Here is a 23,212-nt window from a genome sequence, read left to right on the forward strand (position 1 = left end):
GCAAGTGCGCGGCCGCGACGGACAGATGTAGCTAAAAACTCTGGGGATGCACGTTGTTCAAACCTCATCGCTTTGTTCCTAAGACGGTTGCCATCGCGGCGGTTGCCGCTCACGGGCTCGTCGCTCACGCTGCGACGGCGCCCTTCGTGGTGAAAGACATCCGGATCGAGGGCTTGCAACGGGTCGAGCCCGGCACGGTGTTCTCGTACCTGCCGATCAAACGGGGCGATACGTTCACGGACGACAAAGCGTCGGAGGCGATCCGCGCCTTGTACGCAACGGGCTTCTTCAGCGACGTACGCATCGCGACGGACGGCGACGTCGTCATCGTCAACGTGGCCGAACGCCCGGCCATCGGCGAGATCGACTTCTCGGGTTTGCACGAGTTCGACAAGGACGCGCTCACCAAAGCGCTCAAGAGCGTCGGCCTTTCGCCGGGCCGTTACTACGACAAGTCGCTCGTCGATCGTTCGGAGCAAGAGCTCAAGCGCCAATATCTGACGCGCGGCTTTTACGCCGCCGAAGTCACGACCACGGTCACGCCGATCGACAACAGCCGCGTGTCGATCCTGTTCGCCGTGAACGAAGGCCCCAGCGCGAAGATTCGCCAGGTCAACTTCATCGGCAACAAGGCGTTCAGCACGAGCGCGCTGCGCGACGAAATGCAGTTGTCCACGCCGAACTGGTTCTCCTGGTACACGAAGAACGATCTCTACTCGAAGGACAAGCTGACGGGCGACCTCGAGAACGTTCGTTCGTTTTACTTGAATCGCGGCTATCTCGAATTCAATATCGAATCGACGCAGGTCTCGATTTCGCCCGACAAGAAGGACATGTACCTGACGTTGACGGTGCATGAGGGCGAGCCCTACACGGTGTCGAGCATCAAGCTGGCCGGTAACCTGCTCGATCGCGAAGCCGAGCTGCAAAAGCTCGTGACGATCAAGCCGGGGCAGCGCTTTTCCGCCGAGAAGCTGCAAGCGACGACGAAGGCGATCGTCAACAAGCTCGGCGAGTACGGCTATGCGTTCGCCACGGTCAACGCGCAGCCCGATATCGATCAAGTGCATCACAAGGTGGCGCTGACGCTGCAAGTCGATCCGAGCCGCCGCGTCTACGTGCGCCACATCAACGTCACGGGCAATACGCGCACGCGTGACGAAGTCATTCGCCGTGAAATGCGCCAGCTCGAGAGCTCGTGGTTCGATTCGAGCCGCCTCGCGCTCTCGAAAGACCGGATCAACCGTCTCGGCTACTTCACCGACGTCGATGTGACGACGGTGCCGGTTGGCGGCACGTCCGACCAAGTCGACGTCGACGTCAACGTCAAGGAAAAGCCGACGGGGGCGATCACGCTCGGCGCCGGTTTCTCGTCGACGGACAAGGTGGTGCTCTCGGCCGGGATTTCGCAAGACAACGTCTTCGGGTCGGGGACGAGCCTCTCCGTGAACGTGAACACGGCGCGTTCGTACCGCACGTTGACCGTCACGCAGGTCGATCCGTACTTCACGGTCGACGGCATCAAGCGCATCACCGATGTTTACTACCGCACGACGCAGCCGCTGTATTACTCGACGAGTTCGAGCTTCCGCATCATCACGGCGGGCGGCGACCTGAAGTTCGGGATTCCGTTCTCCGAAGTCGATACCGTGTATTTCGGCGCGGGCTTCGAGCAGAACCGTCTCGATATCGATTCGACGACGCCGCAGGTCTACAAGGACTACGTCACCAACTTCGGCCGCGTGTCGAACAACGTGCCGTTCACGATCGGCTGGTCGCGCGACGCGCGTGACAGCGCGCTCGTGCCGAGCCGCGGTTATTTCACGCAGGCGAATGCCGAATACGGCACGCCGGTCGGCGCGGCGCAGTACTACAAGGCCGACGTGCAAGCGCAGTACTACTATTCGTTCGCGCGTGGTTTCGTGCTGGGCTTGAACTTCCAGGGCGGTTACGGCAACGGTCTGGGCGGCAAACCGTTCCCGATCTTCAAGAACTACTTCGCGGGCGGTATCGGCTCCGTGCGGGGCTACCAGCCGAGCTCGCTCGGTCCGCGCGATTCGTCGACGAACGATCCGATCGGCGGCTCGAAGATGGTCGTGGGCAATATCGAGTTGACGTTCCCGCTGCCGGGTACAGGCTATGACCGCACGCTGCGCGTGTTCACGTTCTTCGACGGCGGTAACGTCTGGGGGACGGAGGGCTCGAGCAGCGGCGCGAACGGCTTGCGTTACGGCTACGGTCTGGGTCTCGCGTGGATTTCGCCGATCGGCCCGCTCAAGATCAGTTTAGGCTTCCCGGTTCAGAAGCATACGGGCGACCAATACCAGAAATTCCAATTCCAGATCGGGACGGCGTTCTGACGGCGCGCCATACCCTGTCCAGCATCGAGAGGAAGATTTTGCAAACCGGTACGTTTTTCAGACACGTGATGGGCGCGATGGCGCTGACGGGGGCGCTCGTCGCGGGTGTCGCCCAGGCGCAAGAGGCCCGCATCGCGGCGGTCAACTCCGATCGCATCCTGCGCGAATCGGCGGCGGCGAAGGCTGCCCAGACCAAGCTCGAGGCGGAATTCGCGAAGCGCGACAAAGATCTGCAAGACATGGCCGGCCGGCTAAAGTCGATGTCCGATCAGTTGGATAAGAACGGCGCATCGATGTCGCCCGCCGATCGCGCGGCGAAGCAGCGCGACATCGCGAATCTCGACACCGAGTTTCAGCGCAAGCAGCGCGAGTTCCGCGAGGATCTGAACCAGCGCCGCAACGAAGAGCTGGCGGCGGTGCTCGATAGGGCGAACAAGGTCATCAAACAGATCGCCGAGCAGCAGCATTACGATTTGATCGTGCAGGAAGCCGTCTACGTGAGCCCGCGCATCGACATCACCGACCAGGTGCTGAAGGCGCTGGCCGCCTCGAGCGCAAGCTCGGCGAACTGAACGACGGAGTGGTACGCGAATGGCATTGACGCTCGAGCAAATCTCGCAGCGCTTCGGCGGCGAGGTCGTAGGCGATGCAGCCTTGAAGGTGGAGGGGCTGGCGCCGCTCGATCAGGCGCAACCGCACCAATTGGCGTTTCTTGCCAATCCGAAATATTTATCGCAAGTCGAGACGACACAGGCCGGCGCCATTCTGATCGCGCCCGGCGATCTCGCGAAACTTGCGTCGCGCGAGGGGCGTAACTTCATCGTCACGCCCAACCCGTACGCTTATTTCGCGCGCGTGGCGCAACTATTCATCGATCTGGCCGCGCCGAAGGTCGCCGCGGGCGTGCATCCGAGCGCCGTCATCGACCCGAGCGCGCAGGTGGCGCCGGACGCCGTGATCGGCCCGCATGCCGTGATCGAAGCGGGAGCCGTCATCGGCGCGCGCGCGCGGATCGATGCCAACGTCACGATCGGGCGCGGCACGCGCATCGGAGAGGATGCGCATTTGTATCCGAACGTCGCCGTCTATCATGGGTGCAAGATCGGGCCGCGTGCCATCATCCACGCCGGTGCCGTCATCGGTTCGGACGGTTTCGGCTTCGCGCCCGATTTCGTGGGCGAGGGCGAGGCCCGCACGGGCAGTTGGGTCAAGATTCCGCAGGTGGGCGGCGTGACGATCGGGGCCGACGTCGAAATCGGCGCGAACACGACGATCGACCGCGGCGCGATGGCCGATACGATCATCGAGGAGTGCGTGAAAATCGACAACCTCGTGCAGATCGGCCACAACTGCAAGATCGGCGCGTACACCGTGATCGCCGGTTGCGCCGGGATCGCGGGCAGCACGACGATCGGCCGCCACTGCATGATCGGCGGCGCCGTCGGCGTTGCGGGGCACGTGACGCTCGGCGATTTCGTCATCGTGACGGCCAAGTCGGGCGTATCCAAGTCGCTCCTCAAGCCGGGCATTTATACGAGCGCGTTTCCGGCCGTCGGTCATGCCGAATGGAACAAGAGCGCCGCGCTCGTGCGCAATCTGGACAAGATGCGCGAGCGCATCAAGACACTCGAAGCAACGCTTGCCGAGCGGGGAGGCAACGCTTGAGCAGGCGTCGGGGCAACGCTGATCAAGGCGTCGCCCCGGCAGGTGGCGCATGGCGCCGCAATCAGCATCCGCAGTCAATCACCCGCGCGAGACCATTGCGTGGAGCAGACACACCATGAGCACTGAAAAAATCAATCTCGACATCCATAAGATCCTCACGCTGCTGCCGCATCGCTATCCGATCCTGCTCGTGGACAGGGTGCTCGAGCTCGAGCCGCACAAGAGCATCAAGGCGTTGAAGAACGTGTCGATCAACGAACCGTACTTCATGGGGCATTTCCCGCAACGTCCCGTGATGCCTGGCGTGCTGATTCTCGAGGCGCTCGCGCAGACGGCGGCTTTGCTGACGTTCGCCGAGGAACCGCACGATCCGGAAACGACGCTGTATTACTTCGTCGGGATCGACGGGGCGCGCTTCAAGCGCGTCGTCGAACCGGGCGATCAACTGATTCTGAACGTGACGTTCGAGCGCTATATGCGCGGCATTTGGAAGTTCAAGGCACGCGCCGAAGTCGACGGTGCCACTGCCGCCGAAGCTGAGCTAATGTGCACGGTGAAGCAGACGAACGAGTGACGAGACTGCGCCGGCACAGCCGGCCGCGGGCGCACGTCTCGGCCCAGGCCTCGATCGAAGGCCGACCGAGGCGGCCGATACGTCGCAACTGAGCATAGAGAAGGGCGATAAGCGCATGAGCAGGATTCATCCCACAGCGGTCATCGAGCCGGGCGCGCAGCTCGGCGAGGACGTCGAGATCGGGCCGTACGCGATCATCGGCGCGAACGTCAAGATCGGCGCGCGCACGAGCGTCGGTTCCCATAGCGTGATCGAAGGCCATACGACGATCGGCGTCGACAATCGGATCGGCCACTACGCGAACGTAGGTGGGCGGCCGCAGGATATGAAGTACCAGGGCGAACCCACGCGGCTCGAGATCGGCGACCGCAATACGATTCGCGAATTCACGACGATCCACACGGGCACCGTGCAAGACGGTGGTGTGACGACGGTCGGCAACGACAACTGGGTCATGGCCTATGTGCACATCGGCCATGATTGTCATGTCGGCAACCACGTCATTTTGTCGAGCAACGCGCAGATGGCGGGGCACGTCATCGTGGGCGACTGGGCGATCATCGGCGGTATGTCGGGCGTCCACCAGTTCGTCAAGATCGGCGAGCACTCGATGCTCGGCGGCGCGTCGGCACTCGTGCAAGACATCCCGCCTTTCGTGATTGCCGCGGGTAATAAGGCCGAGCCGCACGGGATCAACGTCGAGGGATTGCGCCGCCGCGGGTTTTCCGCCGATGCGATCTCGGCGCTGCGCAGCGCCTACCGGCTGCTGTACAAAAACGGTTTGTCGCTCGAGGACGCGAAGACGCAACTTGCCGATCTCGCATCGGCGGGCGGCGACGGCGACGAGCACGTGCGCAAGCTCATCGCGTTCATCGAAACGTCGCAGCGCGGCATCATCCGCTAAGCGATGACGTTGCAATCGAATCCGTTGCGCGTCGCGATGGTCGCGGGCGAGCCGTCGGGCGATTTGCTGGCGGCCTCGCTGCTTGGCGGTCTGACGCGCACCTTGCCGCCCGCCACGCGCTATTACGGCATCGGCGGGCCCCGCATGGCGGCTCAGGGATTCGAAGCCCATTGGCCGATCGATAAGCTCGCCGTGCGCGGCTATGTCGAAGCGCTACGGCACATCCCTGAAATCCTCCGTATCCGCAACGAGCTCAAGCATCAGTTGCTGGCCGAGCCGCCGCACGTATTCATCGGCGTGGATGCGCCCGATTTCAATTTCGGGCTGGAGCGGGCGCTGCGCGGCGCCCGCATTCCGACGATTCACTTTGTCTGCCCGTCGATCTGGGCATGGCGCGGCGGCCGCATCAAGACGATCGTGAAGTCCGTCGATCACATGCTCTGCGTGTTTCCGTTCGAGACGGCGTTGCTTGAAAAAGCGGGCGTGTCGGCCACCTACGTGGGGCACCCGCTAGCCGATGAAATCCCCTTGGAGCCCGACGTCGCCGGTGCGCGTGCCGCCCTGGGCCTGCCCGCGACGGGACCGATCGTCGCCGTATTGCCCGGTAGCCGGCGCTCGGAAATCGGGCTCATCGGCCCGACGTTTTTCGCGGCGATGGCGATCATGCAACAGCGCGAGCCGGGCCTGCGGTTCGTGATGCCGGCCGCGACGCCCGCGCTGCGCGAGTTGCTGCAGCCGCTCGTCGCGGCGCATCCGGAGCTTGCGCTCACGCTGACCGACGGCGACGCGCAGCGGGCGATGACGGCGGCCGACGCCGTACTCGTCAAGAGCGGCACCGTGACGCTCGAAGCGGCGCTGCTCAAGAAGCCGATGGTGATCTCGTACAAGGTGCCGTGGCTGACGGGGCAGATCATGCGCCGGCAAGGCTATCTGCCATACGTCGGGCTGCCCAACATTTTGGCGGAACGCTTCGTCGTGCCCGAATTGCTGCAACACTTCGCCACGCCCGAAGCGCTGGCGGACGCAACGCTCGTCCAGTTGCACGACGACGCGAATCGGCGCACGCTCACCGAGGTATTCACGCAGATGCATTTGACGCTGCGCAGAAACACGGCCGAACGCGCGGCCGAGGCGGTTGCGCGCGTCATCGAAGCAAGGAAGCCGCGCCTATGACGAGTTCGCGATTGCCGCGCGCCAAGCCCGCATCCGCCGGGGATGAACCCGGCGCGCGCTCGCCCGGTCCCCGTCGCGCTCAGCGCGGGAGCGTGTCGCCGCAAGGCGCGCTCGATTTCAATTCGCCGCTCGATATCGTCTGCGGCGTGGACGAGGCGGGGCGCGGTCCGCTCGCCGGTCCCGTCGTCGCGGCGGCTGTCATTTTGGATCCGAAGCGCCGCATCCGCGGGCTCGACGATTCGAAAGCGCTCAGCGCGAAAAAACGCGAGGCGCTCTACGAGAAGATCGTCGAACGCTCGCTGAGCTATTGCGTGGCATCCGCGAGCGTCGAGGAAATCGATCGGCTCAACATCCTGCACGCGACCATGCTCGCGATGAAGCGGGCGGTGGAAGGGCTGGCTCTCACGCCCACGCTCGCCCGCATCGACGGCAACCGGTGCCCCGAGCTTTCCGTGCGCAGCGAAGCGGTCATCGGCGGCGATGCGCTCGTGCCGGCCATCTCCGCGGCTTCGATTCTTGCCAAGGTCACACGCGATAGGATGCTGCTCGAGTTGCACACGCAGTTTCCGGTGTACGGATTCGATGCGCATGTCGGCTACGGCACGCCGCAACATTTGGCGGCGCTGGCCGCACACGGGCCATGCGAGCATCATCGGCGCTCGTTCGCGCCCGTGCGCGAGGCGTTCGCTAGGCTTGGCGCCGGTAGCGTTATAACCGCGTTGCCGGCAGGGGCGGGCTCCGCCGGGTTCGAGGTCGAGATCGGCGGGGACGCATGGTGAAAGCGATCACCTCGCGTGACAACCCGCTCTACAAACGTCTCAAGGCATTAGCCGGATCCACGCACCATCAAAAGAAGGGCGGCCAAGCATTGCTGGAAGGTTTTCATCTGGCCAGTGCTTATCTCGACGTGGCGGGGCAGCCCGAGACCTGCGTGGTGACGGAAGGCGCATTGCGGCATGACGAGGCTCAGGCCATCGTGACGCGGATCGACGCCGAACGCGTCGTCGTACTGCCCGATGCTTTGTTCGGGCAATTGTCGAACGTCGTGCACGGCGTGGGCATGCTGCTCGTCGTACGTAAGCTAGCCGTTGCGCTGCCCGAGCGGATCGAGGAAACGGCTATCGTGCTCGACGGCGTGCAGGACGCGGGCAACGTCGGCTCGATCTTGCGTAGCGCGGCGGCAGCCGGCGTGAAACACGTCTTTTGCGCGCCTGGCACGGCTTACACGTGGTCGTCGAAGGTGCTGCGCTCGGGCATGGGCGCCCATTTTCTGCTCGATATTCACGAAGACGTCGAAGCGGCCACGCTGATCGAGCGCCTAGCGGTGCCGATTGCGATCACCGATTCGCACGCGCCGCAGGCGCTCTACGACTGCGATCTGACCGGGCCGATCGCCTGGGTGTTCGGCAACGAAGGCGCGGGCGTGTCGGCGCCGTGGCGCGAGGCCGTCCGACATCGTCTGACGATTCCGCAGCCGGGCGGAATGGAGTCGCTGAACGTGGCGGCCGCGGCGGCGATTTGCTTGTTCGAGCAATGCCGCCAGCAGCGCGCCGCGCAATCTCAATAAGTCGGCCGGTCGAGCTTGATTTCCTGCAGGATCGTCGTCGCGATCTCCTCGATCGATTTATGCGTCGACGACAACCATTTGATCCCTTCACGCCGCATGAGCGCCTCGGCCTCGTTGATCTCGTAACGGCAGTTTTCAGGTGCGGCATATTTGCTGCCGGGGCGCCGTTCGTTGCGGATCTCCGAGAGGCGCTGCGGATCGATCGAAAGACCGAACAATTTTTCTCGATGCGCGATGAGCGGCGTAGGCAGCTTGCCGCGCTCGAAATCCTCGGGAATCAACGGATAGTTCGCCGCTTTCACGCCGTATTGCATGGCGAGGTATAGGCTCGTCGGCGTCTTGCCGCTACGCGAGACGCCGACGAGGATGACGTCGGCATCGGCGAGGTTGCGATTGGACTGGCCGTCGTCGTGCGCGAGCGAGAAGTTGATCGCCTCGATCCGCGTTTTGTACTCGTCGGTGTCGGCGTTCTGGTGCCCACGACCGATCGCGTGGGTCGACTTCATCTCGAGTTCTTGCTCGAGCGGCTCGACGAATTGCTGGAAGATATCGAGTACGAGCGCGTTCGAGTTCTTCACGATCGCATTCGAGGCGCTGTCGACGAGCGTCGTGAAGACGATCGGGCGACGCCCGTCGAGCTCGGCCGATTCGGCGATTTTTTCGATCGTGGCGTAAGCCTTGTCGACCGAATCGACAAACGGCACGCGCACGAGGCGGAACTTCTGGTCGAACTGGGACAGGATCGAGTGCGCGAAGGTCTCGGCAGTGATCCCCGTTCCGTCGGAGACGATGAATACGGTAGGCGGCATCGGCAAGCGCGTCTTGAACAGTGGACGCTAGGAAGGGCGAAAACGCGATTGTGCCGCTTTTTCGGACCCAATGGTGCCGTGCGAGTCATTTTGTCAGGTCGCGGTCGCGCAGTAACAAGCGCCGCGATAGAAGCAGGGTAGAATAGCGACAACCTGTTGGATAAGCAATTGCAATCGGTTTCGCCAGGCGATTGCTTCTCCAACAGGTTGCACGTGCTGCGCACCGGGTTCCAATGGCCCGCGCGCACCAAGCCCACACGCGCGACCGAGTATTTTTTTCACACTTAGGGGCTTGTATGACTAACGCAGCAAACATCGCGAAGGATCAGGCGTATGTAATTCCGTTCGAACAGCTACGGATGACCGATGTGGAGATCGTGGGCGGCAAGAATGCGTCGCTCGGCGAGATGATCAGCCAACTGGCTGAAGCGGGTGTGCGCGTGCCCACGGGTTTCGCCACGACCGCGCTCGCGTTCCGCGATTTCCTCCAGCACAACAATTTGACCGAACGGATTGCCGCTCGCCTCGAAACGCTCGACGTCGACGACGTCAAGGCGCTCGCGGCCGCCGGTAAGGAAATCCGCGCGTGGATCGTCGATGCGCCGCTGCAACCGCGCCTCGAATCAGAAATCCGCGCCCAATTCGAGACGCTCCAAAATAGCTCGCCCGAAGAGCTATCGTTCGCCGTGCGTTCGTCGGCGACGGCCGAGGACTTGCCCGATGCGTCGTTCGCCGGGCAACAGGAAAGCTATCTGAACGTGGTCGGCATCGAGGACGTCCTCGATCGCATGAAGCACGTGTTCGCGTCGCTCTACAACGATCGCGCGATCTCGTATCGCGTCCATAAAGGCTTCACGCACGCCGAAGTCGCGCTGTCGGCCGGCGTTCAGCGCATGGTCCGTTCCGATGTCGGCGCGGCCGGCGTCATGTTCACCCTCGACACCGAATCGGGTTTCAAGGACGCGGTCTTCATCACGTCGAGCTACGGCTTGGGCGAAACCGTCGTGCAAGGGGCGGTGAATCCGGACGAGTTCTACGTCTTCAAGACGACGCTCGAACAGGGCAAGTACCCCATCATCCGCCGCTCGATCGGCTCCAAGCTCATCAAGATGGAATTCACGAAGCCGGGCGAGCCGGGGCGCGTGAAGACGATCGACGTGTCGCACGAGCAGCGCAATCGCTTCTCGATCACCGACGAAGACGTGATCGAACTGGCTAAGTACGCCGTCATCATCGAAAAGCACTACCAGCGTCCGATGGACATCGAGTGGGGCAAGGACGGCCGCGACGGCAAGATCTTCATCTTGCAAGCGCGTCCCGAGACGGTGAAGAGCCAAGGCGCAGGCAAGGTCGAGCAGCGCTTCAAGCTGCGCGGCCAATCGCAAGTGCTCGCCACGGGCCGCGCGATCGGTCAAAAGATCGGCGCGGGCCGCGTTCGCGTGATCCACGATCCGTCGGAAATGGAACGCGTGCAGCCGGGCGACGTGCTCGTGGCCGACATGACCGATCCCAACTGGGAACCCGTGATGAAGCGCGCGTCGGCGATCGTGACCAACCGCGGCGGCCGCACCTGCCACGCGGCGATCATCGCGCGTGAACTCGGCGTGCCGGCCGTCGTCGGTTGCGGCGACGCCACCGACGTGCTCAAGGACGGCTCGCTCGTGACGGTTTCGTGCGCCGAGGGCGACGAGGGCAAGATTTACGACGGGCTGCTCGAAACCGAAGTGACGGAAGTCTCGCGCGGCGAATTGCCGTCGATTCCCGTCAAGATCATGATGAACGTCGGCAACCCGCAACTCGCGTTCGACTTCTCGCAATTGCCGAATGCGGGCGTGGGCCTCGCGCGCCTCGAGTTCATCATCAACAACAACATCGGCGTGCACCCGAAGGCGATCCTCGAGTACCCCAACGTCGATCAAGATTTGAAGAAGGCCGTCGAAAGCGTGGCGCGCGGGCATGCATCGCCGCGTGCGTTCTATGTCGACAAGCTGACCGAAGGCATTGCGACGATCGCCGCGGCGTTCTATCCGCGACCCGTGATCGTGCGTTTGTCCGACTTCAAGTCGAACGAGTACAAGAAGCTCATCGGCGGTTCGCGCTACGAACCCGATGAAGAAAATCCGATGCTCGGCTTCCGTGGCGCCTCGCGCTACATCGCGCAGGATTTCGCGCAAGCGTTCGAGATGGAATGCATGGCGCTCAAGCGCGTGCGCGAGGACATGGGCCTCACGAACGTCGAGATCATGGTGCCCTTCGTGCGTACGGTGAAGCAAGCCGAGCGCGTGGTCGGTCTGCTCGAGAAGTTCGGCCTGAAGCGCGGCGAGAACGGCCTGCGGCTCATCATGATGTGCGAAGTGCCGTCCAATGCGATTTTGGCGGAGCAATTCCTGCAGCACTTCGACGGTTTCTCGATCGGCTCGAACGACTTGACGCAGCTCACGCTCGGTCTCGACCGCGATTCCGGCATGGAGTTGCTGGCCGTGGACTTCGACGAGCGCGACGAAGCCGTCAAGTTCTTGCTCAAGCGCGCGATCGAAACGTGCCGCCGGATGGACAAATACGTCGGTATTTGCGGCCAAGGCCCGTCGGATCACCCCGACTTCGCGCAGTGGCTCGCCGACGAAGGCATCGCCTCCATTTCGCTGAATCCCGACACGATCATCGATACGTGGCAAGCGTTGGCCAAATCGGCGAAGTAACCGTCCCATGTTGAGGGGCCGCCCACCAAGGCGGGCCCCGCTTCGTGCTATAACGCCCCGGTGTAACCCGGGGCGTTTTTTTCGAGGAGACCGAGATGGCGCCGAACGATTTTCTCTGGTGGATCGGTGCGGGGGCGCTGATCGTGGCCGAGCTGCTGACAGGCACGTTCTACTTGCTGATGATCGCGCTTGGTTTTCTCGCCGGCGCGGTGGCTAAGCTCTACGGCGCGAGCTTGGCCGCGCAATGCGTCTGGGCGGCCGTGATCGCGCTTGCCGCCGTCATGTTGCTGCGCCGCTCTCGCTTCGGACGCCGCCAGCGGCGCGATGCCTCGAGCAATCCCGATGTCGTGCTGGACGTGGGCGCACCCGTGCAAGTGAGCGCTTGGCGCGATGGGCGCGCGCGCGTACCGTATCGCGGCGCCGAGTGGGATGTCGAGCTTGCCCCCGGCGAACGCGAGGATGCGGGCGTCTACGAAATCGCGGCCGTTCGGGCCAATCGTCTCGTTTTGGTCGCAAGAGGGCGAGCCCCTCATCATCCGGTATCGACAACAAAGGAGTGAATAATGGATATGACTATCGTCGGGCTCGTGCTGCTCATCGTCGTGATCGCCATCGCCGCGCAGACGATCAAGATCGTGCCGCAGCAACATGCATGGGTGCTCGAGCGATTCGGCCGGTACCATGCAACGCTGGTGCCGGGTTTGAACATCGTGCTGCCGTTCGTCGATCGTGTCGCCTACCGCCACGTGTTGAAAGAGATCCCGCTCGACGTGCCCGGTCAAATCTGCATTACGCGGGACAACACGCAACTGCAAGTCGACGGCGTCCTTTATTTCCAAGTGACCGATGCCATGAAGGCATCGTACGGGTCGAGCAACTACGTGCAGGCGATCACGCAGCTATCTCAAACGACGCTGCGCTCGGTCATCGGCAAGCTCGAACTCGATAAGACGTTCGAGGAGCGCGACCTCATCAACCATAGCGTCGTCTCCGCGCTCGATGAGGCGGCTTCGAGCTGGGGTGTGAAAGTGCTGCGCTACGAGATCAAGGATCTAACGCCGCCCAAGGAGATTCTGCATGCGATGCAGGCGCAAATCACGGCGGAGCGCGAAAAGCGCGCGTTGATCGCGGCGTCCGAGGGGCGTAAGCAGGAGCAGATCAATATCGCCTCGGGCGGGCGCGAGGCGGCCATCCAGAAGTCCGAGGGGGAGAAGCAGGCGGCCATCAATCAGGCGCAAGGGCAAGCCGCGGCTATCTTGGCGGTAGCGGAGGCCAACGCGCAGGCCATCCAGAAGATCGCGCAGGCGATTCAATCCACGGGTGGGATGGACGCCGTCAACCTGAAAGTAGCCGAGCAGTACGTGAACGCCTTCGGCAACCTCGCCAAAGCCGGCAATACGTTGATCGTGCCGGGCAATCTCTCCGACTTGGGCTCGATGGTGGCGTCGGCGCTCGCGATCGTCAATCGCGGCAAGGGTGGGGCGGTGGCCGACGCGCGATGAGCGTGCGAGCGCACGAGCGCGTGGCCGATTGACGCAGGGGCGGCCTGGGTTTGGTACTAGGAGCGCATGATTCGCGCTTTCTCGCGTTCCCAGTCGCGCTTTTTCTCGGTTTCGCGTTTGTCGTGCAGCTTCTTGCCCTTGGCGAGCCCGATTTCGCATTTGACGCGGCCGCCTTTGTAGTGAAAGTTCAGCGGCACGAGCGTATAGCCGCGCTGCTCCACTTTGCCGATGAGCTTTTTGATCTCGTCGGCATGCAAGAGCAGCTTGCGCGTGCGCACGGGGTCGGGCTTGATGTGCGTCGATGCCTCGGGCAGCGGGCTGATGTGCGCGCCGATCAGGAAGAGCTCGCCGGCACGAATGACGACGTAGCCTTCCTTGATCTGGCCGCGCCCGGCGCGAAGCGCCTTGACTTCCCATCCCTCGAGCACGAGCCCCGCTTCGTACCGTTCCTCGATAAAGTAATCGAAGAAGGCTTTTCTGTTGTCGATGATGCTCATGAATATGGAAGGCGCCCAACTCGTTTAAAATCACGATTTTAGCAAAGCGGCGCCCAACGAGCCCGCCACGCTCGCTCCACTTCCGCCGCGCGCAGTGCTCCTTATGGCAGATGTTCAGAAAACCGTCTTGATCCGCCACTCGGCGGAGCGAATGTTCGATCTCGTCACCGACGTGGCCGACTATCCCAACTTCCTGCCTTGGTGCGGGGGTGTCGAAATACGCCGGCAGGAAGAGCATGAGATGGAGGCGCGCATCGACATCAACTTCAAGGGCATCAAGCAGCACTTCGCGACGCACAATACGCAGGAGCGGCCCACACGTATCGACATGGAGTTCGCCGACGGCCCGTTTCGCAAGTTCACGGGCTACTGGCGCTTCACCCCGCTGCGGAGCGACGCCTGCAAGATCGAGTTCGCGCTGCACTACGAGTTCTCGAGCGTCATTCTCGAAAAGATCATCGGCCCGGTGTTCAATCACATCGCGAATACGTTCGTCGAATCGTTCGTCAAGCGCGCCGACGAGCGCTACGGCCGGCCATGAGCGCGACGCTTTCCATCGAAGTGTGCTACGCGCGGGCCGACGCGCAGACGCTGATCGCGCTGACGCTGCCTGCCGGCGCGACCGTGCGCGACGCCATCGCCGTAAGCGAAATCGCGCTCAAGCATCCTGAAATCGACCCGCTGGCGGCGAAGATCGGCGTATTCGGCAAGCTCGCGTCGCTCGATACGACGCTGGCCGATCACGACCGGGTCGAGATCTATCGGCCGCTGATCGTCGATCCGAAGCTGGCCCGTCAGCGCCGCGTCGAAAAAACGCGGCGCGCCGGTTCGATCGAAGGACGCAAGTGGCTGCCTAAGGATTCGCGCTGAGCTGGGCCTCGAGGGGCGCCGCCCGTCCGGCGCCATCGTCGTGCCGCCGGACAGACCAAAGGACGCCCGCCAACAGCAACGCGATCGCGGCGGCTTCGAGCGGGCGCGGCAATCGCCAGTCGTAGACGAAGCCATAAAGCAGGGCGAATAGCGTCTCGAAGACGATCAACTGACCCGAGAGGGTCAACGGGACCCGCTTCGATGCCGCATTCCACAGGCCCGTGCCGAGCCAGGACGGGCCCACGGCCAATCCCAAATTCAGTATCCAGAACACGGTCCAGCGCGCCTCCGGATGAACGGCGGCGTGGGCGCCGCCCGGCGTCAAGAGACAGCCGATCCACGCGATCGCCCCGAACAGGCCGGTCGCGAGACCGAGCAAGACCGACCATTCGTTACCGTCGAAATGCGGATTGCGCCTCAGATAGCGGGTATTTTCGACGGCGAACCACGTCCAGCTCAGCAGCGCGCCGCTCGCACACGCGACGCCCACGAGCTTGTCGAACACGCCCCCTGTGCCCGCGGCGGACTCGGCGGTCGCGAAGACGTCCACGTTGATGCAGACGATCCCCGCCGCCACGAGCAGCAACGGCCAATAAAGGCGCGTAAGCGGCACGGCGCCGGCGTCGCGGCGTCCCGCCAGCGTTACCGTGACGGGCAGGATGCCGACGATCAGCGACGTCGGGCCGATGCCGACCCGATGCACCCCGGCGGTCAAAAAGACGTAGTAGACGAGGTTGCCGACGAAGGCCAGTTTGCCGACGGCGAATACGTCCTCGCGCGTGAGCTTGCCCGCGAGGCGACGCATCATCGGCAATGCCGCGGCGATCGACACGAGACCGTACATCATGCAGCGGGCTGCGCCGAGCCAAAACGGCGCGAAATCGGGCAGCAAGCGCGGCACGAGAAAGACCGTGCCCCAAATCGCGCCCGCCATCACCCCGTACATCACCCCACGCCGCATGCTCGTTCCCCTCGAAAATGGTTGAATGCCCGGAGCTTAGAGTGGGAAACGGCGTGCTGTCTTGTTCGATACTGCAATGGCCGGCACGTCGTTTGCGCCCCTTTCAGGACTTGCTTTTCCTCTGTTTTGAATGGGCGGGCCGCGCGAACGCGCACGAGCGGCAAACGAAACTTGAGCGAACACCGCTCGAACCCAAAAGCGAAACGCGGTGCCCGTCCGGAACAGAAAAAACGCTAACTCGCTGTTCGCACAGTGAAAAAGCAGGGAGGTATCGCGTATAATTCGCTTTTGCGCCCATAGGATTTGCCATGCGTCTGATCCAAAAAGCACTCACGTTCGATGACGTGCTCCTCGTCCCGGCGTTCTCCGACGTTCTGCCGCGCGACACCAGCCTCAAAACCCGGCTGACTCGCAACATCTCCCTGAATATGCCGCTCGTGTCCGCCGCGATGGATACGGTGACGGAAGCCCGGCTCGCGATCGCCATGGCGCAGCAAGGCGGCGTCGGCATCATCCACAAGAACCTGACGGCCCACGAGCAAGCGCGCGAGGTGGCGAAGGTCAAGCGGTTCGAATCGGGTGTCGTGCGCGATCCGATCACGGTTCCGCCGCAAATGAAGGTGCGCGACGTCATCTCGCTGTCGCTGCAGCACGGCATCTCGGGCTTCCCGGTGGTCGAAGGCGCTCAGTTGATGGGCATCGTGACGAACCGCGATTTGCGTTTCGAAACGCGCTTGGACGAGCCGGTCCGTACGATCATGACGCCGCGCGAGCGGCTCGTGACGGTGAAGGAAGGTACGGCGTTGGCCGAGGCGAAGGCGCTCATGCATAGCCATCGGCTTGAACGCGTGCTGGTCGTGAACGACGCGTTCGAGTTGCGCGGCCTGATGACGGTCAAGGACATCACGAAGCAAACGGAACACCCGGACGCGTGCAAGGACGAGCACGGCAAGCTGCGCGTGGGCGCGGCCGTGGGCGTGGGCGCCGATAACGAAGAGCGCGTGACGGCGCTGGCCGCGGCCGGCGTGGACGTGATCGTCGTCGATACGGCGCACGGGCACAGCAAGGGCGTGCTCGAGCGCGTGCGCTGGGTCAAGAAGAACTTCCCGCATGTCGAGGTGATCGGCGGCAACATCGCGACGGCCGACGCGGCGCGCGCGCTCGTCGAATACGGCGCGGACGGCGTGAAGGTCGGCATCGGCCCGGGTTCGATCTGCACGACACGGATCGTGGCCGGTGTGGGCGTGCCGCAGATCACGGCGATTGCCAATGTTTCCGAGGCGTTGAAGGGTACGGGCGTGCCGGTCATCGCCGATGGCGGCGTGCGTTTCTCGGGCGATGTCAGCAAAGCGCTGGCAGCCGGCGCGAACGCGGTCATGATGGGCAGCATGTTCGCCGGCACCGAGGAAGCGCCGGGCGATGTGTTCTTGTTCCAGGGCCGCCAGTACAAGTCGTATCGCGGCATGGGTTCGGTCGGTGCGATGAAGGACGGCGCCGCCGATCGCTACTTCCAAGACAACTCGGCGAATATCGACAAGCTCGTCCCGGAGGGGATCGAAGGGCGCGTGGCCTATAAGGGTTCCGTCGGCGCGATCTTGTTCCAGTTGGTCGGCGGCGTGCGCGCGAGCATGGGTTATTGCGGTTGCCGCACGATCGACGAACTGCATGAGAAAGCGCAGTTCGTGCAGATCACGGCTGCCGGCATGCGCGAATCGCACGTGCACGACGTTCAAATCACGAAGGAAGCGCCGAACTACCACATCGACTAAACGCCGATGAAACCGCTGCTGCGCGCTGTCCTCATCGTCGATACAGGGCTTTATTTGAGCTCGGGTGCCGCGTTGCTGCTGTCGCCGCTTCCCGGCGTGCAGCGCGCGCTGCAACTGGCCGCGATCGAGCCCGCGATGGTGGGGCAGATGCTCGGGCTCGCGTTGCTGGGGTTGGCGTGGCTCTCGCTGCGTGGCGCGCTCGACGGCGCCATGACGGTGGGTGTGGCCAAGATCGTCGGCCATGTGACATGGCTAGCCGGTGCGTTGGTACTGGCGTGGGCGATCGGGCCGCATGCGCTGTGGCTGCCTGCGCTCGGCATCGTGCCGAATCTGTTGGTCGGTGGATTGCTGGTCGTCGTCGGGCTGGGCGGAGCGCGCTTCGCCGGGGCCGTGCGGCGGCGCGAGATCGGCAAGGCCGCGCAGGCTGCGGCCGATACCGCCAAGCGCAAACAGCCGGTGGGCGTTGGTCCGGATACGGTGAGTACGGCTTCGCACGTCGAGACTGTCGAGGCCGCCGCCCAGCCTGCTTCCGCGCCGAGGCCTCCGTTTCATGGTTGAGCGCGCACGCCGCGCGCGAGCCTTCGTATTTGATCAATCATCCGCGGCGCGATAGCTGCTGCGACCGTCTTTATTTACTATCGATCCGTGCCTGCCATGCATGACAAGATCCTGATCCTCGATATGGGTTCGCAAGTCACTCAACTGATTGCGCGCCGCATTCGGGAAGCCCACGTCTACTCGGAAATTCATCCCTACGACGTCGACGACGCGTTCATCCGCGATTTCGCCCCCAAGGGCATCATCCTGTCGGGCGGCCCGAGTTCCGTCACCGAGGCCGATGCGCCGCGTGCGCCGCAGGCCGTGTTCGAGCTTGGCGTGCCGGTCCTGGGTATTTGCTACGGCATGCAGACGATGGCCGAGCAGTTGGGTGGCAAGGTCGAGTTGGGTCACGTGCGGGAATTCGGTTACGCGGAAGTGCGCGCGCGCAACCATACGAGCTTGCTCGAGGGGATCGAGGATTTCGTGACGCCCGAAGGCCACGGCATGCTCAAGGTCTGGATGAGCCACGGCGACAAGGTCACGCAGATGCCGGAAGGCTTTGCGTTGATGGCCTCGACCGAATCGTGTCCGATCGCCGCGATGGCCGACGAGGCGCGCCGCTTCTACGGCTTGCAATGGCACCCGGAAGTCACGCATACGGTGAAGGGGCGGGCGATGCTCGAGCGTTTCGTGCTGCAGATTTGCGGCGCGAAAGCGGACTGGGAGATGGGGCATTACATCGACGAAGCGGTCGAGAAGATTCGTGCGCAAGTCGGCAGCGAGCATGTGATTCTAGGCTTGTCGGGTGGCGTCGATTCGTCGGTGGCCGCGGCGCTGTTGCATCGCGCGATCGGCGATCAATTGACGTGCGTGTTCGTCGATCACGGCTTGCTGCGGTTGAACGAAGCCGAGCAAGTGATGGCGACGTTCGCCGATCACCTTGGCGTGCGTGTGATTCATGTCGATGCGAGCGAAGCGTTCCTTTCGAAGCTCGCCGGCGTGACCGATCCCGAGCAAAAGCGCAAGATCATCGGCGCCGAGTTCGTGGAAGTGTTCCAGGCCGAGGCGGGCAAGCTGACCGATGCGAAGTGGCTCGCACAGGGCACGATCTATCCCGATGTGATCGAATCGGCGGGTAAGGGCAAGAAGGCGACCCATACGATCAAGAGCCACCACAACGTCGGCGGCTTGCCCGAGACGTTGAACTTGAAGCTGCTCGAACCGCTGCGCGAACTGTTCAAGGATGAAGTGCGCGAGTTGGGCGTGAAGCTCGGTTTGCCGCATGCGATGGTGTATCGCCATCCGTTCCCGGGGCCGGGACTCGGCGTGCGGATTCTCGGGGAAGTGCGCCGCGATTTCGCGGATCTGCTGCGCCGTGCCGACGCGATTTTCATCGAGACGCTGCGCAATACGATCGACAAGGAAACGGGCAAGTCGTGGTACGACCTGACGAGCCAGGCGTTTGCGGTGTTTCTGCCGGTCAAGAGCGTGGGCGTGATGGGGGATGGGCGGACGTATGAGTATGTCGTGGCGCTGCGCGCCGTGCAGACGCTCGACTTCATGACCGCGCATTGGGCCCATCTGCCGCATGAGCTGCTCGGGCAGGTGTCGAACCGGATCATTAACGAAGTGCGCGGGATTAATCGGGTTGTTTACGATATCTCGGGGAAGCCGCCGGCGACGATTGAGTGGGAGTGAATTGACGTCCTTCGAGGACTATCGCCAGCTATCGAAAAACTGACTTAACGTGTTGATTTAGAAAGAAATGCGTCGCGGAAACTATCGGTGGCTATCGCCGGCCAGTAGAAAAAGTTGGCGGTAGAGCTGACGGTAAAAATCGAGGCTGGATTAAGACACTCCTATTCACTATTCAGACTTTTACCGTCTTTGACGGTAAAAGCCTTCTCGGGAATGCTTGTTTTATGCGGCTTTCCGGGTATCAGCAGGTCTCCAGGTCCTTGACGGTAAAACCTGACGGTAAAGCCGTCACAAGCCGGAGGAAACCTCGATGCTTACTGACGCTGCACTACGAAATCTGAAGCCTAAGTCCAAGATTTATAAGGCTTCTGACCGGGACGGGATGTACGTGACGGTATCGCCCAGCGGCACTGTCACCTTCCGATACGACTACCGCCTCAACGGACGCCGAGAGACGCTGACGCTCGGGCGCTACGGCCCCGGCGGCATCTCACTGGCGATGGCGCGTGAACTGCTCCTGGACGCGCGCAAAGCCGTACTCAAGGGCACCTCGCCCGCACTCGAAAAGCAGCGCGAGAAACGCCGGGTGGTCGCCATCAAGACCTTCGGCACGGCGATGGAGACGTGGCTGGCCAACGCGAGGTTGGCCGACAGCACGCGCGCCATGCGCAAGCACATCATCGACCGGGACATCCTGCCGGTCTTCCAGAACCGCCTGCTGACCGAGATCCAGGCCGAAGACCTGCGAGCCTTGTGCAACAAGGTCAAGGAACGCGGGGCGCCCGCCACTGCGGTCCAGATTCGGGACATCGTGAAGCAGGTCTACGTCTACGCCATCGCCCACGGCGAAAAGGTGGACAACCCCGCCGACAGCGTGGGCGCAGCGTCGATTGCCACCTTCGTACCGAAGGACCGGGCCTTGTCGCCGCTGGAGATCCGGCTGTTTGTGCAACAGATGGAATCGGTGGCGACCTATCCGACCATCAAGCTGGCGTTGCGCTTGATCCTGCTGACGTTGGTGCGCAAGAGCGAACTGATCCAGGCCACTTGGGATGAGGTCGATTTCGAGAGCAAGACCTGGACGATCCCGAAGCAGCGAATGAAGGGGCGCAACCCGCACGTGGTCTATCTGTCGCGCCAGGCGCTCGACATCTTCGTGACACTGCACGCCTGCGCGGCAGGCTCTAGGTTCGTTTTTCCCTCTCGTTACGACGCCGAGCGGTTCATGTCCAATGCGACCTTGAATCGGGTCACGCAGCTCATCGCGGAGGCGGCAAAGACCAAGGGGCTGCCGCTGCAACCGTTCACCGTCCACGACCTGCGCCGTACCGGCTCAACGCTGTTGAACGAAATCGGCTTCAACCGCGACTGGATCGAGAAGTGCCTAGCGCACGAGGACGGCCGTTCCTCGCGCTCGGTCTACAACAAGGCTGAGTACGCCGAGCAGCGGCGTCACATGCTGCAAGAGTGGGCCAACCTGGTCGATGCCTGGGGCGGCGGGCAGACCTACGTGCCAACGCTGTTGCCGAAGAACGTCGTCGTGCCGGCGTTGAGCGCGGTGGCCTGATCGGATGAAAGGCCGCTGCGCGGCGGCTTCATTCTTCACTCGAACCCGCCCGAACAGGGCGGGCTTTTCGTTGGTGGACATCGGGCTTCGAGACGCGGCCGCGAGGTGCTTGCTTGCGTTGCTCGATCCAGGCTTCCACTTCGGCCAAGTCCCACACAACGCAGCGCGGCGTCAGGTTGAAGCGATGCGGAAACTCGCCGCGGCGCTCCATCTCGTAGATCGTCGTTTCAGCCAGGGGGACGATCAGCCGCAGTTCTTGCCGGCGGATGGTGCGCCGGAAGGGAAGGGGACTGCGCTTTGGGAATTGCGGCAGCTCCTCGTAGGCTTCCGTCCCCGGCAAGGGGAGCGCATTGGATGTTTGCGATAGCTGTTCCACGTCGAACTCCATGAGTACGCTGCATGGAGACATGGTGAAGTTCAGTACCTATCGGGGCAACTTGCTGTGGCGTAGTCCAGCGAACCCGATGCGCATTCACCTCGCGTTGTCATTGACATGAAGCAAGAGGAAGGATTTGTCTCTGTTCAATTTAGTGCAAGCGGGGCTGCTCAAATCGTTCTAAATGCCTTGTCGTCATCCGATCCATTGTAGTTTTGTAGGCGCACTGCCGTTTCTATAAGCACTATTCGCGCTAGATAAGCTGCCTGCTTCCGCTCAACGGAAAATGATTCTAGTCTGTCGTAGTGCGTGCCGTGCAGTATTTTGGATCGACCAGAATCGTAGATGTCCTTGACTAGCTGCCCCAATGTGCGGGGGTGGCTGCCGCTTACCACCTGCGTACTTTCGCTGGTGCCAGTCAGATGTACGACCATATCTCTAATGCCGATGTTCTTTCCCCCGCAGGCCAGAACATCTAAGCAGGTTCCCAACTTTGCCAACGCGATGGCATCACTTGATTCCCGGCAGCCTTCGCCGTACCAATCCAATGCAGTAGCCCATCTATTGGCGAGCTTGGGATGTTTGTGATTGGATGGGGTGAGTAGACCATCAAGAATTTCTCCAAACGCCGGGAGAATTGAGGCAAGGTCAATCAATGCTTGTTTCACCCGGCTGGGCGGCAGCGATGGAATTCGTTTTCCGAGCGAACTTCCGGGAAGCCAAAGGAACCCCTTAGTTTCAACCAAGCTATTGGTTCCTATCGGGGGCAAGCGCTCCTCATGCAGCGCTTGTTGCTGAAAGGACTCCGGCACGCCAAATCCCAATGAAATGGCATCGAGAGCAGTTTTCGCGGTCAATTTTGCGAGCTTGCGCGAAAAGCTCTTTTCATAACCGCAAACAGTGACTTTGACCAACGCCGGGCATTCAGAAATCGCGCTATAGACCGTGTTGGCTAATCCTTCTAAGGGGGTGTCGTCCCTGGGCTTCTGTAGTGCTTCTTTGAGAATTTCTCTCCAACGGCTGTTCGCCTCCGGCTGGTTGAGATACTGCTCTTTTCCCCTTTGGGGAAAGTCAACGGAATCTATCCAGTCGAACCGATTAAAGATCGTCACTGGGCCAATGGTGAAGGGGGAACTTCTCTCCACGCCAATAGTCCAGGCAGGAAAATAGTGCGTGTATTCTGGAGTAATGCTCGCCAATCTCTCCTCAACTAGAATCTTTAGCCTGGGTATTAGGTTGCTTTCGTCAACTTCATCGAAACCTGAGAATTCGTCCGCGGCGTGCATGTCGGCAACAGCCTGGCGCACGATCTTCTCGTACTCGTCTAGCTCGATCTTTAGTGAGCTAGGTGGGCGATTTTCGTGGAGGATTGTTGAGAGCTGCCATAGGGCAGTCTTAGCCTTTCGAGTGAAGTATCGTTGCAGTCCATTCTCGGCCGTGACGAATTCAGGAATGCCGACCTCCTCCGACCAAGGGGATGCTCCGCTATGTACGCGATCTAACTCGTCTACGAGAGATTTAAGCTCGGATGCTAGACTCATGCTGTCGTTCTTTGTCTAATGAGATTCTGTAATTTCAGGGGAAAGTATGTTCTGGAGCTAAAGTCGAATGTGGTGTACGGGGGAGTTGAGGCGGGAAGTTGAAGGCGGTGGAGGTTTCAGCTGAGAATCTGATTGTCGAA

The 23,212-nt window shown here is 62.1% G+C and carries 22 protein-coding genes; 17 read left to right on the forward strand and 5 right to left on the reverse strand.

Features of this window, described 5'->3' with window-relative positions:
• Positions 1-53 precede the first annotated feature (53 nt).
• From bamA to DXT59_RS13095, 8 genes are all read left to right on the forward strand, one after another.
• Positions 54-2,360 carry an outer membrane protein assembly factor BamA gene (gene bamA, locus DXT59_RS13060; RefSeq protein ID WP_116137316.1) on the forward strand — a complete coding sequence of 769 codons (2,307 nt, stop codon included), beginning with the start codon at positions 54-56 and terminating at the stop codon, positions 2,358-2,360.
• A gap of 38 nt (positions 2,361-2,398) precedes the next feature.
• On the forward strand, positions 2,399-2,932 hold the full coding sequence (locus DXT59_RS13065; protein WP_205417422.1) for an OmpH/Skp family outer membrane protein: 534 nt from the start codon (positions 2,399-2,401) through the stop codon (positions 2,930-2,932).
• 19 nt (positions 2,933-2,951) lie between these two features.
• A complete protein-coding gene (gene lpxD / locus DXT59_RS13070; protein ID WP_116137318.1) occupies positions 2,952-4,025 on the forward strand; it encodes a UDP-3-O-(3-hydroxymyristoyl)glucosamine N-acyltransferase in 1,074 nt (357 codons plus the stop codon).
• Between the two features lie 115 nt (positions 4,026-4,140).
• Entirely contained in the window at positions 4,141-4,599 is a 459-nt protein-coding gene (gene fabZ / locus DXT59_RS13075; protein WP_116137319.1) for a 3-hydroxyacyl-ACP dehydratase FabZ, read from the forward strand.
• 115 nt (positions 4,600-4,714) lie between these two features.
• Positions 4,715-5,503, forward strand: coding sequence for an acyl-ACP--UDP-N-acetylglucosamine O-acyltransferase (gene lpxA, locus DXT59_RS13080; protein WP_116137320.1), 789 nt, complete (start codon positions 4,715-4,717; stop codon positions 5,501-5,503).
• A 3-nt stretch (positions 5,504-5,506) separates the two neighbouring features.
• A complete protein-coding gene (lpxB, locus tag DXT59_RS13085) occupies positions 5,507-6,676 on the forward strand; it encodes a lipid-A-disaccharide synthase (protein ID WP_116137321.1) in 1,170 nt (389 codons plus the stop codon).
• Positions 6,673-7,455: a ribonuclease HII gene (gene rnhB / locus DXT59_RS13090; RefSeq protein WP_116137322.1), complete on the forward strand. Its 783-nt coding sequence runs from the start codon at positions 6,673-6,675 to the stop codon at positions 7,453-7,455. The genes lpxB and rnhB overlap by 4 nt, the downstream gene beginning before the upstream one ends.
• Positions 7,452-8,243: a TrmH family RNA methyltransferase gene (locus DXT59_RS13095; protein ID WP_116137339.1), complete on the forward strand. Its 792-nt coding sequence runs from the start codon at positions 7,452-7,454 to the stop codon at positions 8,241-8,243. The genes rnhB and DXT59_RS13095 overlap by 4 nt, the downstream gene beginning before the upstream one ends.
• On the opposite strand, the gene ppsR is transcribed toward DXT59_RS13095, so the two are convergent.
• The gene (gene ppsR / locus DXT59_RS13100) at positions 8,237-9,052 is read right to left on the reverse strand and encodes a posphoenolpyruvate synthetase regulatory kinase/phosphorylase PpsR (protein WP_116137323.1); all 816 of its coding nucleotides are present in this window, start codon (positions 9,050-9,052) and stop codon (positions 8,237-8,239) included. The two genes, DXT59_RS13095 and ppsR, sit on opposite strands and share 7 nt — an antisense overlap.
• A gap of 296 nt (positions 9,053-9,348) precedes the next feature.
• On the opposite strand from ppsR, the gene ppsA reads away from it, so the two are divergent.
• The 3 genes from ppsA to DXT59_RS13115 all read left to right on the forward strand — a co-directional run bounded on the left by ppsA (position 9,349) and on the right by DXT59_RS13115 (position 13,253).
• Positions 9,349-11,751: a phosphoenolpyruvate synthase gene (gene ppsA, locus DXT59_RS13105; RefSeq protein WP_116137324.1), complete on the forward strand. Its 2,403-nt coding sequence runs from the start codon at positions 9,349-9,351 to the stop codon at positions 11,749-11,751.
• A 95-nt stretch (positions 11,752-11,846) separates the two neighbouring features.
• A complete protein-coding gene (locus DXT59_RS13110) occupies positions 11,847-12,311 on the forward strand; it encodes an NfeD family protein (protein ID WP_116137325.1) in 465 nt (154 codons plus the stop codon).
• 3 nt (positions 12,312-12,314) lie between these two features.
• Positions 12,315-13,253 (forward strand): SPFH domain-containing protein, encoded by a 939-nt coding sequence (locus tag DXT59_RS13115; RefSeq protein WP_116137326.1) that lies wholly within the window; start codon positions 12,315-12,317, stop codon positions 13,251-13,253.
• Between the two features lie 56 nt (positions 13,254-13,309).
• Here DXT59_RS13115 and smpB read toward each other — a convergent pair whose 3' ends face one another.
• Positions 13,310-13,750 (reverse strand): SsrA-binding protein SmpB, encoded by a 441-nt coding sequence (smpB, locus tag DXT59_RS13120; protein ID WP_116137327.1) that lies wholly within the window; start codon positions 13,748-13,750, stop codon positions 13,310-13,312.
• 103 nt (positions 13,751-13,853) lie between these two features.
• On the opposite strand from smpB, the gene DXT59_RS13125 reads away from it, so the two are divergent.
• Both DXT59_RS13125 and DXT59_RS13130 read left to right on the forward strand, forming a co-directional pair.
• A complete protein-coding gene (locus DXT59_RS13125; RefSeq protein ID WP_116137328.1) occupies positions 13,854-14,291 on the forward strand; it encodes a type II toxin-antitoxin system RatA family toxin in 438 nt (145 codons plus the stop codon).
• Entirely contained in the window at positions 14,288-14,620 is a 333-nt protein-coding gene (locus tag DXT59_RS13130; protein ID WP_116137329.1) for an RnfH family protein, read from the forward strand. The genes DXT59_RS13125 and DXT59_RS13130 overlap by 4 nt, the downstream gene beginning before the upstream one ends.
• Here the strand turns inward: DXT59_RS13130 and DXT59_RS13135 are convergent.
• On the reverse strand, positions 14,604-15,581 hold the full coding sequence (locus tag DXT59_RS13135) for a DMT family transporter (protein ID WP_116137330.1): 978 nt from the start codon (positions 15,579-15,581) through the stop codon (positions 14,604-14,606). The genes DXT59_RS13130 and DXT59_RS13135 overlap by 17 nt on opposite strands.
• A gap of 308 nt (positions 15,582-15,889) precedes the next feature.
• Here DXT59_RS13135 and guaB point away from each other — a divergent pair, with 308 nt between their 5' ends.
• The 4 genes from guaB (at position 15,890) to DXT59_RS13155 (ending at position 21,155) form a co-directional block, all read left to right on the forward strand.
• Complete coding sequence (gene guaB, locus DXT59_RS13140; protein ID WP_116137331.1) at positions 15,890-17,350, forward strand: IMP dehydrogenase; 1,461 nt, start codon at positions 15,890-15,892, stop codon at positions 17,348-17,350.
• Positions 17,351-17,356: 6 nt separating this feature from the next.
• Complete coding sequence (locus DXT59_RS13145; protein WP_116137332.1) at positions 17,357-17,908, forward strand: hypothetical protein; 552 nt, start codon at positions 17,357-17,359, stop codon at positions 17,906-17,908.
• Between the two features lie 96 nt (positions 17,909-18,004).
• Positions 18,005-19,588 carry a glutamine-hydrolyzing GMP synthase gene (gene guaA / locus DXT59_RS13150; RefSeq protein WP_116137333.1) on the forward strand — a complete coding sequence of 528 codons (1,584 nt, stop codon included), beginning with the start codon at positions 18,005-18,007 and terminating at the stop codon, positions 19,586-19,588.
• 310 nt (positions 19,589-19,898) lie between these two features.
• Complete coding sequence (locus DXT59_RS13155; RefSeq protein WP_116137334.1) at positions 19,899-21,155, forward strand: tyrosine-type recombinase/integrase; 1,257 nt, start codon at positions 19,899-19,901, stop codon at positions 21,153-21,155.
• Positions 21,156-21,183: 28 nt separating this feature from the next.
• Here DXT59_RS13155 and DXT59_RS13160 read toward each other — a convergent pair whose 3' ends face one another.
• Both DXT59_RS13160 and DXT59_RS13165 read right to left on the reverse strand, forming a co-directional pair.
• Positions 21,184-21,543 carry a helix-turn-helix transcriptional regulator gene (locus DXT59_RS13160; protein ID WP_116137335.1) on the reverse strand — a complete coding sequence of 120 codons (360 nt, stop codon included), beginning with the start codon at positions 21,541-21,543 and terminating at the stop codon, positions 21,184-21,186.
• Between the two features lie 158 nt (positions 21,544-21,701).
• The gene (locus DXT59_RS13165) at positions 21,702-23,072 is read right to left on the reverse strand and encodes a hypothetical protein (RefSeq protein ID WP_116137336.1); all 1,371 of its coding nucleotides are present in this window, start codon (positions 23,070-23,072) and stop codon (positions 21,702-21,704) included.
• Between the last annotated feature and the right edge of the window lie 140 nt (positions 23,073-23,212).

The sequence above is a fragment of the Trinickia diaoshuihuensis genome (assembly GCF_003390925.1).
Taxonomy (GTDB): Bacteria; Pseudomonadota; Gammaproteobacteria; order Burkholderiales; family Burkholderiaceae; genus Trinickia; species Trinickia diaoshuihuensis.